At 41.4% G+C, this 13,262-nt stretch carries 11 protein-coding genes; 7 read left to right on the top strand and 4 right to left on the bottom strand.

The genetic code is table 11. The features are described 5' to 3' along the window. The first annotated feature begins 17 nt into the window (after nt 1–17). The 7 genes from AZ46_RS17215 (at nt 18) to AZ46_RS17185 (ending at nt 9,467) form a co-directional block, all read left to right on the top strand. Entirely contained in the window at nt 18–893 is an 876-nt protein-coding gene (locus AZ46_RS17215) for an alpha-1,2-fucosyltransferase (RefSeq protein WP_029284900.1), read from the top strand. A 7-nt stretch (nt 894–900) separates the two neighbouring features. Continuing rightward, on the top strand, nt 901–2,475 hold the full coding sequence (locus AZ46_RS17210; protein WP_051865675.1) for a lipopolysaccharide biosynthesis protein: 1,575 nt from the start codon (nt 901–903) through the stop codon (nt 2,473–2,475). Between the two features lie 563 nt (nt 2,476–3,038). Continuing rightward, on the top strand, nt 3,039–4,418 hold the full coding sequence (locus AZ46_RS17205; protein WP_029284896.1) for a sugar phosphate nucleotidyltransferase: 1,380 nt from the start codon (nt 3,039–3,041) through the stop codon (nt 4,416–4,418). A 3-nt stretch (nt 4,419–4,421) separates the two neighbouring features. After that, a complete protein-coding gene (locus tag AZ46_RS17200) occupies nt 4,422–5,489 on the top strand; it encodes a glycosyltransferase (protein ID WP_029284894.1) in 1,068 nt (355 codons plus the stop codon). A 110-nt stretch (nt 5,490–5,599) separates the two neighbouring features. Further along, nucleotides 5,600–7,336, top strand: coding sequence for a phospho-sugar mutase (locus tag AZ46_RS17195; protein WP_029284892.1), 1,737 nt, complete (start codon nt 5,600–5,602; stop codon nt 7,334–7,336). Between the two features lie 38 nt (nt 7,337–7,374). Further along, nucleotides 7,375–8,325, top strand: coding sequence for a mannose-6-phosphate isomerase, class I (manA, locus tag AZ46_RS17190; protein ID WP_029284889.1), 951 nt, complete (start codon nt 7,375–7,377; stop codon nt 8,323–8,325). 137 nt (nt 8,326–8,462) lie between these two features. Further along, a complete protein-coding gene (locus AZ46_RS17185) occupies nt 8,463–9,467 on the top strand; it encodes a hypothetical protein (protein ID WP_029284887.1) in 1,005 nt (334 codons plus the stop codon). A gap of 140 nt (nt 9,468–9,607) precedes the next feature. Here AZ46_RS17185 and AZ46_RS17180 read toward each other — a convergent pair whose 3' ends face one another. From AZ46_RS17180 to AZ46_RS17165, 4 genes are all read right to left on the bottom strand, one after another. Then, nucleotides 9,608–10,621: a LacI family DNA-binding transcriptional regulator gene (locus AZ46_RS17180; RefSeq protein WP_029284886.1), complete on the bottom strand. Its 1,014-nt coding sequence runs from the start codon at nt 10,619–10,621 to the stop codon at nt 9,608–9,610. After that, on the bottom strand, nt 10,618–11,313 hold the full coding sequence (locus tag AZ46_RS17175) for a DUF624 domain-containing protein (RefSeq protein WP_029284884.1): 696 nt from the start codon (nt 11,311–11,313) through the stop codon (nt 10,618–10,620). Before AZ46_RS17175 ends, AZ46_RS17180 begins: the two co-directional genes overlap by 4 nt. A 13-nt stretch (nt 11,314–11,326) precedes the next feature. Beyond that, nucleotides 11,327–12,172, bottom strand: coding sequence for a carbohydrate ABC transporter permease (locus AZ46_RS17170; protein WP_029284882.1), 846 nt, complete (start codon nt 12,170–12,172; stop codon nt 11,327–11,329). A 99-nt stretch (nt 12,173–12,271) separates the two neighbouring features. Beyond that, nucleotides 12,272–13,207 carry a carbohydrate ABC transporter permease gene (locus AZ46_RS17165; protein ID WP_051865672.1) on the bottom strand — a complete coding sequence of 312 codons (936 nt, stop codon included), beginning with the start codon at nt 13,205–13,207 and terminating at the stop codon, nt 12,272–12,274. Nucleotides 13,208–13,262: the final 55 nt, after the last annotated feature.

The following is a 13,262-nucleotide window of genomic DNA, read 5'->3' as shown; positions in this document are numbered from 1 at the left end:
TATTGGAGGAATGAAATATGCTGATTGCGCAAATTAGAGGTGGTTTAGGGAATCAGTTTTTTACTTATGCTTTTGCATATGCTTTAGCAAAAAAGAATAATGTCGACCTGTTGCTGGACGATTATAGGTATGTTACGACGTATACATTAAGAGAGTACAAGCTTATAAAATATAACACAACATATCCAGAACTGTTTATCCGCCAGGCACCAAAGACGAATAGTATTTCACAAGTCATATATAAGATTAAAAATAGACTTTTGAGAAAGCTAAAGTATCATACAGTAAATCTAGACGAAAAACAAGAATTTTGTTGCCAGGATATTATCATTAATAGGGATAAGAATTATTATTTAAGAGGATATTGGCAGGCACATAATTACTTCGATGAATTCCGAAATGAATTAATATCGGAATTTTCATTAAAAAAAGTAAGAAAGGAAGTTGAAGCCAAGGCAAATCAAATAATTGAAAATCAATGTTGCGCAATTCATGTAAGACATGGAGATTATGCATTCTTTAAAGGTGGAAAATGTTTGCCGTTTTCTTACTATAAGGCTGGAATTGATGAAATGTTAAAAATTAATCCAGACATGCATTTCATAATTTTTTCTGATGATATAGACTACTGCAAATCAAAGTTTGCATATTTGAGGAACGTAGAATATGGAACAACAGGAAATTTGACAGACGAGGAAGAATTGTTTTTGATGAGTTGCTGCAAATATTTTATTATTGCCAATAGTTCTTTCTCCTGGTGGGCGGCTTTTTTATCCAACCAGCAAGGAGGAAAGGTGATTTGTCCTGTTGTAGATATGTGGAAAGAGACTTTTTACCTTCCTGAATGGAAAAAAATACACACAGAAATTGATAATGAGCAAAAGGAAGCGTAAAGGGAAAATGATCCTAGATAAAACAAAAAATACGATAAGAAGCAGTATTTGGGGATTGATAAATCGGGTAGTTGGACTTATTTTCCCATTTATAACTAGAACCTTTATTATTTATTTACTAGGTACTGAGTACGTTGGCTTAAACAGTTTATTCACATCAATTCTTAGTGTCCTAAGTTTGGCTGAATTGGGGTTCGGAACAGCAATTGTTTATAGTATGTATGGACCTATTGCTAATGGCGATAATAAAAAAATATGTGCCTTGATGAATTTTTATCGAAAAATCTACCGTGTAATAGGATTGATAGTTTTAGCTATTGGAATAATATTAATTCCATTTATTCCTGTTTTTATTAAGGGTACTGTCCCATCAGATATCAATGTTTACATTATATATGGGCTATATTTATTTAATTCTGTGCTGACATATTGGCTGTTTTCATATAAGATCTGTCTACTGGCCGCTTATCAGAGAAATGATATTTTACATAAAGTATCAATTGTGACGAATCTTGCAATGTATGGTTTGCAAATAATATTCTTGTGCTCATTTAAAAATTTCTATTTGTTTGTCGCATGTATTCCATTATTCAGCGCAATAAATAATATAGTTACTTCAATATTTGTTAGTAAATTATTCCCTGAATATCAGTGTAAAGGGAAAATAGATAACTCGGAAGTAGCTGCAATTAAAAAACAAGTAGTAGGTCTTCTTTCACAAAGATTGGCTTTTTCGTCCAGAAATGCATTTGATAGTATAATTATCTCCTCTTTTTTAGGATTAACCATAGTCGGCATATATAATAATTATTTCTACATTCTTAACGCTTTAACGGCGATTCTATCTTTAATTTTTTCTTCTATGCAAGGTGGTATCGGCAACTCAATCGTGAAGGAATCTGTAAAGAAAAACTATTCTAACTTCAGGATGATTAATTTTATGTATATGTGGATTGCAGGCTGGTGTTCAATCAGTTTATTAGTTTTGATGCAAACATTTATGAAAATATGGGTTGGATCAAACTTAATGCTCCCTACATATATTGTGTTTTTGTTTGCATTCTATTTTTTGACTATGAAAATGACGGATACTACTGGTGCATATATCGCGGGCACAGGGATTTGGTGGAATTGTAGATATACTTATTTAATAGAAGCATTGGTAAATCTGATCCTTAATATAGCATTAGGCTATCTTTGGGGAGTATTTGGAGTCATCATTGCTACCATTATCTCTGTTGTGTTTGTTAACTATGTATCTAATACGTATATACTCTATAAGAAGTATTTTGTAAATGAAAATGTGAAAGATATAATATTAGATGACTTATATTATACAGTTGTTGTTATTATAGCCGGTTTATTAACTTATATAGTATCTAGCTTTTTGCCAGATAGTGAAGTAAAAAGTCTATTAGTCGGTACTCTATTAGTTAAAGTATTATTATGTTGTATATTGCCAAACATTATATTTTACATCATGTATAGGAAGAACAAACAATTTATTATCTCTAAAGAGTGGGTCTTAAATAAATTTGAAGGAAAAGGTTCGAAAAAAAGAGTCGAAACCAAAACTTTGTAATTGTTAATATTGTATTTGGGAAAGCCTATCTATTCATAAGAGTGTATTAATTCTCCTTTTATATAAGTGAAATGCTTTTAAGCCCCAAAACAGATACTTCAAATGAGATATGCAACTTTAAATAGACTGAAATTAAATCCCGATATTCAACGTTACACAGCTTCCGTACTTCACGGGTAAGAACACAGAATAATTACCCGTTTTGCGGGAAGCAGGAAGACACGGAGAAGCCGGACTATCCTTACCATTCGACTACGAGTCCCTTTGGGAGCTTAGCCAGCCTCTGCTTATGACTAGACTGTCGATGAAATGTAGGCACTTAGATTCACAAAGACATGGGAGGGTATGTCATCATAAGCTACTCAGAGATCCAATGTGCATCACATATCTCATGATCACTACGATCATAAGTATCCAGGAGTGACCGCCAAGTGTACCCACTACCTGTTATTGAATCACATATACTAAAAATTATATTAGTAAAGATGTCGAAAATTTTTTTAGAGACCCCACCTACGGCTCAAACCGTTGATATATCAATACTTATAGAGGGAGTGAAGTAGATGAAACTAGTACTACTCTCAGGCGGCTCAGGCAAACGCCTCTGGCCCCTGTCAAATGACACACGCTCCAAACAGTTTTTAAAAGTGTTGGAGGACCAGGAAGGCACGCGCCAGTCCATGGTGCAGCGTGTATGGAATCAGTTGGAGACCGTTGGGTTGTCTGATTCTGCTGTGATCGCAACGTCAAAAACACAGACTGAAATGATTTATACTCAATTAGGTACGGATGTACCGTTAATTATTGAACCGGAACGAAGAGACACTTTCCCTGCGATTGCTCTTGCCGGTTCTTTTTTATTTTCTGAAAAGCATACGAATTTGGATGAAACGGTGATTGTGCTGCCAGTCGATCCGTATGTGCATGACAACTTCTTTGAACGAGTGAAGGTACTGGATAGCGTATTGCAAAGCTCTAATGCTGATATAGCTTTAATGGGAGTAAAACCTACGTACCCTTCTTCTAAATATGGTTACATTGTGCCTGAAAGAGAAGAGGACGGTTTCTATCATGTTGAGCGTTTTACGGAAAAGCCGAGTGAGGAAAAGGCTGTTACGTTGATTGAGCAACAGGCTCTCTGGAACTGTGGAGTATTCGCATTTAAACTGCGCTATCTGATTGATATTCTTGAGGCGAAACAGCTGCCGATTACTTATGATGTTCTTTCTGCGCACTACAGCGATCTTCCGAAGATCAGCTTCGATTATGAGGTTGTAGAGAAGGCCAAGCACATTGTTGCTGTTCCATATGAAGGGTACTGGAAGGATCTTGGTACCTGGAATACCCTCACGGAGGAAATGGCTACTGCTCAAATTGGAAAAGGGATTATTTCAACTGATTCAGAGAACACGCATCTAGTTAATGAACTGGAAATTCCAGTTACGGTGGTTGGATTATCTGATATTGTGGTGGCTGCCAGTCCGGACGGAATTCTGGTTGCAGATAAGGCATCAAGTCCGAAAATCAAAGATCTGATTGGCGGTTTTAACAACCCTCCTATGTACGAAGAACGAATTTGGGGCTGGTCGAAGGTTCTGGATTATGCAAAATATGAAAACGAAGAAATGGTGACGAAACGCATTTGCATCAATGCCGGCAAGAATTCTACTTATCATTATCACAACCTTAGAAACGAAGTTTGGACGATTGTTCGCGGTGAGGGTGAACTTGTCCTAAACGACAGCATCCGCCGTGTTAAAGCAGGTGACATCATTCATATTCCTGTTGGGAAAAAGCATGCGATTCGTGCCATTAAAGAGCTTGAGTTCATTGAAGTGCAGACAGGAAAAGAAGTGGTCGATACAGACTTTATCCGGTTGTACGCAGATTGGGAAGAAATTCTTCTTCATTACTACAGCTCACAGGCTCAGGTTATTGTCTAAACCATGAAGACCATTGCTTACTATATCTCTGAATATGGCTATGGACATGCCACCCGTTCCATAGCTTTGATTCGGGAGATGATGAATCATAGTGATGTAAGAGTTGTGATCTGTAACTCCTTTGCCATGGAATTTATAATGGATTCTCTGCAAGAGCACGGAGAAAAGATTGTTTATCACCGTGTTTCGACGGATGTCGGCTATGTCCTGAAGGAACAGTCACTAGATATTGATGCAACTGCTCTTAATGAAGCATGTAGACATTATTTAAAAACTCTTCCGGACGTCGTATCTGCAGAAGACGCGTTTTTACAAGACTATGACGTTGACCTAATTATTTCTGATATTTCACCGCTTGCTTTTGAAGTGGCTGAAAGCTTGCAGGTACCGTCACTGGGGATATCCAATTTCACCTGGCATACGGCTTATAAGAATGTCATCAATCAGGAACTGTTGGCGGCTTTTGCTGGCAGTTATGATAAGATGGATTATTTTTTCTCATTGGCAGGAAGTGTGGAGCCTCAGTGGGGCACTATAGACAATCAGTCATTTGGCTTTTTTAGCAGGAGAGTAAATAAGGCAGAAGTAAGAAAGATACGTGAATCTCTAGATCCCCAAGGGGACAAGCACCTTGTTTTTCTGCCGATTGGCATGAAGATTGATTTGGGTGATATCACGAAACTGCCCTTTTGGAATCGAAAGAATTGTATATTTGTTGTATCGAGCAATATGAAGATTGACCATCCGAATGTACATAAAATCCCTTCATCCTATACAGAGGTTCAAAACTATGTGGCAGCGGCTGACTTAGTGATTTCAAAAGCGGGCTGGGGAACAATCAGTGAGGTTGTGGGGAATGGTACTTCCCTGGCTATCATTAACCGTCCGGGCATGGATGAAGATCAAAATACGATTACGTATTTACAGGATCACCGTTTGTGCTCATTGATTACTTGGGAAGATTTAGCTGATTTAAGGATAGAAGATTACATTGATAAACGGAATAAGAATAAGCAAAATGAAGTTCACCTTTTGAGTGAAGCGGTAGTGGACATTCTTGGAATAGAATAATTTATTTACTATTAAAAATATTCCTTTTGGTTAATTCGAAGAGGCTGCATCCTTAAGATGCAGCCTTATTTACTTGTGTCCAAAATTGATAAATGTGAGGCAAAAAACCAATGAACTGGAACGAACAACTAGAAAAATGGCTGGCTTTTGATGAATTGGAGGAAGACTTGAAAACGTCGCTCCTTCAAATCCAGCATGATCCTAAACGAGCAGAAGATTCCTTTTATAAAAATGCAGAATTCGGAACTGGCGGCATCCGCGGAGAGCTTGGACCGGGTACGAATCGGTTAAACACGTTTACCATTCGCAAAGCAACCGAAGGTCTCGCAAAGTACATTGAGGATCAAGGTGAGCTTGCAAAAACAAGAGGCGTTGTCGTTGCATATGACTCTCGTCACAAGTCTCCAGAGTTTGCGCTGGAAGTTGCTAAAACGCTCGGCCATCACGGTATCACGACGTATGTTTTTGATGAGCTGCGTCCTACTCCGGAACTGTCATTTGCTGTTCGCTATCTGAATGCTTTTGCAGGAATTGTCATTACAGCAAGCCACAATCCTCCTGAATACAATGGATTCAAGGTTTACGGCGAGGATGGAGGGCAGCTTCCTCCAGTAGCGGTTGATCAGATTAGCGCGTACATAGATGCGATAGAAAATGAGCTTCTGATTCCTGTTTCAGATGAGCAAACGCTCCTTGATAAGGGATTGCTGGTTTACATCGGAGATAAGGTAGATGCTGCCTACCTTCAGCAGCTGAAAACGATTCAGCTGAACGAAACGGCCGGAAGCGACTTGAAGATTGTATTTACTCCTTTGCACGGAACAGCGAACAAGCTTGTGAGAAGAGGGCTGGAGTCATTCGGTTTTGAGCATGTGACTGTTGTGAAGGAGCAGGAGCTTCCTGATCCGGACTTTTCAACGGTCACGTCACCTAATCCGGAAGAGCATGAAGCGTTTGAACTGGCAATTCAGTACGGAAAAGAACTGGATGCTGATATTCTTATGGGAACAGATCCGGATGCCGACCGTCTTGGTGTTGCCGTCAAAAACAGTGATGGAGAGTATGTCGTTCTTACAGGAAACCAGATGGGTGCGCTGATGCTCCATTATCTTCTTTCACAGAAAAAAGCGAAGGGCTTGCTTCCTGCTAACGGTGTCGTTGTGAAGACAATTGTTACGTCTGAAATCGGGCGGGCCATTGCTGAAAGCTTTGGCATTCCAACGATTGATACATTGACAGGCTTTAAGTTCATTGGTGAGAAGATTAATGAATTCGAAAAGTCTGGAGAGTATGTGTATCAGTTTGGCTATGAAGAAAGCTACGGCTATTTAATTGGCGATTTTGTCCGTGATAAAGATGCCGTTCAATCAGCTTTGTTCGCAGCAGAAGTTGCTGCCTACTATAAAGCGAAGGGCATGTCCATGTACGAAGGCTTGCTTGAGATTTTTGCAGAGTACGGCTTCTATCAGGAATCTCTTCAGTCACTGACTTTGAAAGGGAAAGATGGCGCTGAGCAAATCCAATCCATTATGACTTCCTTCCGGGAGAATGCTCCTGTGCAACTGGCGGGATTACAGGTGACGGTTATAGAGGATTATGAATCTAGTGAAAAGCTTAATACTGTCAGCGGAATCAAGGAAACAATCAATCTTCCGAAATCCGATGTATTGAAGTATTACCTTGAGGATGAATCTTGGTTTACTCTGCGTCCTTCCGGTACAGAGCCTAAGGCTAAATTCTACTTTGGAGTAAAGGGCGATTCACTTGAGAAGAGCCAAGAGTCACTAAAAGCAATCCAGGATGCTCTTATGGAAAGAGTGCACAGCATCGTTGCTGCTTCCGTATAGAATACTTTAAAAAAGAAGGAAAGAAAGAAGGAACGAATGTGACAAAGTCACCCCTGTTTTTAACCCCCGTCTTCCAGGAGCGCATCTGGGGCGGGACCTCCTTGCGAGATCAATTCAACTATGAAATTTCGTCTGATTTGACAGGTGAATGCTGGGCAATCTCGGCTCATCCGAACGGACAGAGCATAATCGCATCTGGCGAGCATGCAGGCAAAACGCTTGGTCAGCTGTGGGACGAGAACCGTGAGATTTTTGGGGGCGTAGAGGGAAGCAAATTTCCTTTGCTGACTAAAATTCTAGACGCTAATAACGACCTCTCCGTTCAGGTTCACCCTGACGATGAATATGCTCACGCGAACGAAAACGGCGAGCTCGGCAAAACCGAATGCTGGTACATCATCGACTGCAAAGAGGGAGCCGACATGATCTACGGTCACACGGCTACTTCTAAGGAAGAGCTTGTAAAGATGGTGGAAAATGGTGAGTGGAACTCTCTGCTCCGCCGTGTAAAGATTAAGCCTGGCGACTTCTTCTATGTGCCGAGCGGAACGATCCACGCGCTGTGTGAAGGCACACTTGTGCTTGAAACGCAGCAAAGCTCAGATACCACATACCGTGTCTATGATTATGACCGGACAGACGACAAGGGCGAAAAGCGGGAGCTGCATTTGGAGAAGGCGATTGAGGTAAGTACGGTTCCCCATGTGGACCGTGAAGCACTGCCGGCGGTTGCTCAATTGAATAATGTGACGATTACGACCTTTGTAGAAGAAGAGTACTTTACCGTCTACAAATGGGAAGTGAACGGACAGGCATCTTTTTCGAAGGAACAGCCTTTCCTGATCTGCAGTGTTATTGATGGAGAGGGTAAACTTGTTCATCAGGGCGAAACACACACTCTTTCAAAAGGCGCTCATTTTATTCTTCCTGCAGGGGTGGATGAGTTTGAGATTGATGGAAATTGCAGTTTGATTGTTTCTCACGTGTGAGAGACTGTTACATTATTTACTATTACCCTTGTACATTGTGGACATTATGTTGGGGAAAATAGACTGAAAAAGTAGTTATTTGATTCTATTTATTGATTTGACCTAATCATCAAGATACATTATGAGGAGATAGCATCGTGGAAGATTTAATTATGTATATTGGCCTTGGCAGTATACTTGCATTTATTATTTTAGTAGTTGTTTCAATTATTAGCTTTATAATGAGAAACGGAAAAGGAAAAAAGTTTCTATTATTTTCAATTTTACCAATTATAGTGTTAGTTATTTGCTTAGAAATGCCAACAGGAGATGCTTCTGAAAGCTCTGAAGTGCAAGATGAGAGAGATAAATTAATTATCAAAATGGATAATTATACATATGATAAGGAATCTGACACACTTACCGTTAGTGGTGAGACAAATCTGCCTGACGATACTAAGGTTAGGTTTGCGATTATGAACACAGATGAAACAAAAGATTATGTAGATAATCCAATTATTCAAGATGGTAAATTCACTGCTGTTTTTGGAGACGATGAAGGTGAGCTAGTAGCAAATAGCGATTATCAAATCGACGCGATGATGTATGTAAATGAAGATGAATATAACACTCATTTTTATCAAGAATACGGTGAATATTCTGATGTTAGTACACTTGTCGATGGTGAAGTGACGGACTACGATGAACATTATGTTATACATTTTGGAGTATTAGACAGTCTTGAAATAGTAGATGCTTATACTATTGAAGAGTCTGACAAATACTTAGAAGAATATTATGCTAAAGAAGAAGAAAGGGAGAAACAAGAATTATTAGCAAAAAAAGAAAATGCCAAAGAAATTCGTTTTGCAGAGTTGGAAAAAAATCCTGAGAAACTAAGCGGGGAATTTATAAAATATCAGGGTGAGATAGTGCAAATAATGGAGGATGAAACGTCTTCAATCATTAGACTAGCTGTAACAAAAGATTCTTATGGTTATGATATTAATGATGTTATTTACATCACCTATGAAGGTACAACTGAATTTGTAGAAGAAGATGTTATTACGGTGTATGGGACGATTTTAGGATCACATACATATGAATCTCAAGCAGGTCACCAAATTACCTTGCCTTATATAGAAGCTGAAATCATTGAGTAATAAATAGAGTTCTGATATTTTCTTTCTTGGACTCTAAGTCGACATAAATATGTAAAGAAGAAGCAAGCAGGAAAAACAAACTTTTCCTGCTTGCTTATCTATAATTAGATATAATTCAGTGAATCTGAATTGTAATTTCTCTATATATTGGGTTCACTTGACCCTCGTACAATCAGTCTAGCTGGCAGCAATGTCTCCTGAAACGGTTCCTCTTTATTCTCCATTCTCCAAAACAGCTGTTCGACAGCTTTTCTTCCGAATAGATTTAAATCGATATCCATTGTTGAGATTTTTGGGTTTGCAATCTGTGATAGCTGACCGTTGTCAAAGCTTGCTACGGCTGCGTCAAGAGGTACTGAGTATCCAAGCCGCTGCAGGGTTGTTATGGTCAGGAAGCCCAGTCCATCGTTGACGCAGAACCAGGCGGTTGGTTTGTGCCCGTCCTCCAGGTTTGAGAGGAAGGTGGTGATGTCTTCTTCGCTTTCTTCTGCCTGCAGGTTCATCCAGTGTTTGTTTTGTTCGAGTCCGTGGCGTCTTAGGGCGAGCTGGTAGCCTTCCCAGCGTTCCTGGTAGCTCGGGGAGTAATCGATGTTTCCCATGAAGCCAATTCTCTTGTGGCCCTGTTCAATGAGGTGCCGGACCATTTCGTAGCCGCCGAAGCGGTTATTGGTGAGGATGGCGTCTGCTTGGTTGAGCGGGTCGTGATGGTCAATCATGACAGTTGGCAAGCCGGTTTCCAGCACCTTGTTGATATAGTCGGTTGTGAGATGGGACAGGATCAGGACGCCGTCGACGGATTTTTCTTCGATGATGGACGGAAGCCTGAGGGTTTCTGCGGCTTCTTCGTCGATCGAGTGAATGAGCAGGTTCATGCCTCTCGATTTGAGCTCTTTTTCGATGCTCAGGTAAATTTCTCCGAAGAAGCTTTTAAAGGAGAATGCTCTGATTGAGGCAATGAGAGCGATGGTTCCTGTTTGTCCGTTGCTGTTGTTCTTTCTGGTGCTTGGATACGAGTAGCCGAGTGCGTCTGCTGTTTTTTGGACAAGCATCCTTGTCTCTTCGCTCACTCCGGGTTTTCCGGTGAGCGCCTGGGACACGGTATTTTTGGATATGTTCAGTTTATCTGCAATGTCCTGCATGGTAATTTTCTTCATTTGACCACCTGTATTTTTTGTTGAGTTTCTGTATTTTCTTCGATTTTTGCAAATAGTCCTTTATGAATAGTCATGATGGCGTAAAAGAGCGGGCTGAGCAGCAGGGTGATTGCGTAAAGCTGAAAAAAGTAGACACAGATGCCCCAAGCTGCAAGGGCACTCATAATTAAGAGAGTGTTTTTTATTCTTAGAAAAGTAAGGCCGACAGCAATCCGCACAGCTTCCATCTTGCTGATGTCGAAGCGTGACAGCAGTGGATAAAGATAAAAGGTAATGATCACATTTAAGATCAATAGAACATATAGGGCCGAACGAAAGATTTCATTCATTCCTTCTACTAATGTGATATCTGCAAGCAAAATCAGGCTGATCAGCAGCTGAACGCCCCATAGAATCATAGCGTGCTTTCCGTTTTCTTTTAAAGCTCTCATGTAATCCGGTCCGACAGAGATGCTTCCTTCGCGCATGAGCTTCCCCATTGTGCCGAAGAGGGCAGCGGCCGCCGGTCCGGCAGGGAGAAGACTGACATAGAGCATGACCCATAAGAGAAGGTTTTTCTCGTTCCATTCTATCATCATCACGGCAGATGCCGGTAGCAAACCGATTGAAAAAAAGAGGTTGCTGACGAGAAACCAGTAGCCGTACTGGAGGATTTTCACTGAGAGTGTCTGTTGGTTCAGCTGCTTAATCATATGGCAAAACTCCTTATCCTTTTATACCTGTAACGGTAATGCCTTCAACAAAGTATTTCTGCAGGGAGAAAAAGATGGCGATGGTCGGAATCAAGACAAGTAGAGATGCGGCCATCAGCGGTCCCCATTCGACTTTGGTCATGCCGTTAAACATCGCAAGTCCGAGCTGAAGGGTGAATTTGTCTGAGCTGTTCAAATACATAAGCGGCCCTAGCAGGTCGTTCCACGAACCCTGGAAAGAGAATAGGGCAATCGTAATCAGCGCCGGCTTAGAAAGCGGCAGGAAAATCCGGTAGAAAATCTGGAAGCGGCTCGCACCGTCAATTAACGCTGATTCTTCCAGCTCTTTCGGGATCGAGGCGAAGAACTGCCTCAGCAGGAAGATGAATACTGCCTGGCCTCCAAAGAACGCGGGAACAATCAATGGATAGAAGGTGTCAATCCAGCCGATTTTGCTGAACATGATAAAGACCGGAATCATCGTGATTTCACCCGGCAGCATAATCGTTGACAGCAGGATGAAAAACCAGATGTTTTTGCCCGGAAAGTTGAATCTGGCAAAGCCGTAGGCCACAAAGGCAGAGACAAAGACCTCGGCAAACATTCGGAAGCCTGTAATGACAACCGTATTTTTCAAGTAGAGGAAGAACGGAATATCCGTGACCGCGCGTTTGTAATTCTCCCACTGCAGCGTTTCCGGAAACCACTGCGGCGGAATCTGGAAGACAACGTCCCCTGATTTCAGCGAGGTCGAAATCATCCAGAACAGCGGGAGGATCGTAGCGATGGAAGTCAGGATTAAAAAGGTATAAACAAAGGTATTCTGTATTCGTTTTCGTTGAGGAATCGTTAAGCTCATCTGTTTCACCTGCATCTTTCTTTATCGTTGCGGCTTATACAGGCGCAAGCGTTCTGGCTGGAGCCAATCCGGCTGACAGGCAGCGGAATGCCCGCGCTTTTAAGCGTCCAATTGCTTTGGCTTCGTTTTGAAGAGTTTGCGCTTTTTCTTTTTTGCTGCGTCCTGGCCTTCTCCCTGATAGAACACCCATACAGATGAGGATCTGAACACGAGCAGCGTCAGGACCAGGATAATAAGGAACAGCATCCAGGCCATAGCGGTTGCATAGCCCATTTTGTAGTAGCTGAACGCATTTTCGTACAGGTACACCATGAAAAATTGACCCTGGTTGCCTGCGCCACCGATAATGTAGGCGTCATTGAATTTTTTAAAGGAACCGATGATGCCCATGACCAGGTTGTAGAAGATGACAGGGCTCAGCATCGGGATTGTGATATGCCTGAATTTATGCATCCAGTTGGCCCCGTCGATGTCGGCAGATTCATAGAGACTTGCAGGGATGTCCTGAAGTCCGGCCAGATACGTCAGCATGCCGCCGCCTGCGCCCCAGATGGCCATCATAATGTAGGAAGGAAGCACCCAGCTTGGATCTCCGAGCCAGTTCGGGCCGGAAATGCCGATATAAGATAACAATAAATTAATTAAGCCGTACTCGGGATCAAGAATCCAGCGCCAAAGGAGGGCGATGGAAACACCAGAGACGATGGCCGGCATGTACAGAGCGGTTCTGAAAATGTAGATGCCCTTTACTTTTATATTGACGACAGCTGCAATCGTAAGGGAAGAAATAATCCCAAGCGGGATGGCAAATGCAGCGAAAACGGCCGTTACTTTCAATGAGTTAAGGAAGCTTGGATCGTTGAATAATGCAATATAGTTGTCAAAGCCGATGAAGGTCGGCGCTGTGAATGAATTCCAGTCTGTAAAGCCAATATAAAAAGCGAATCCGATCGGGAAAACGGTAAAGATGAAAAATCCCAGTATCCACGGGGAGATAAACAGGTAGCCTTCGTATTTGCCAAGTCGTTGTTTCATCGTATCAACCTCTTTAGAAGTCAGCCCTCAGGACGTTCGCCTGAGGGCTTTCCAA

It is taken from the genome of Metabacillus indicus LMG 22858 (genome assembly GCF_000708755.2).
In the GTDB taxonomy this organism is placed as follows: domain Bacteria; phylum Bacillota; class Bacilli; order Bacillales; family Bacillaceae; genus Bacillus_P; species Bacillus_P indicus.
Note: the sequence above shows the minus strand (reverse complement) of the source record. Positions and strands in the feature narration are given on the sequence as shown.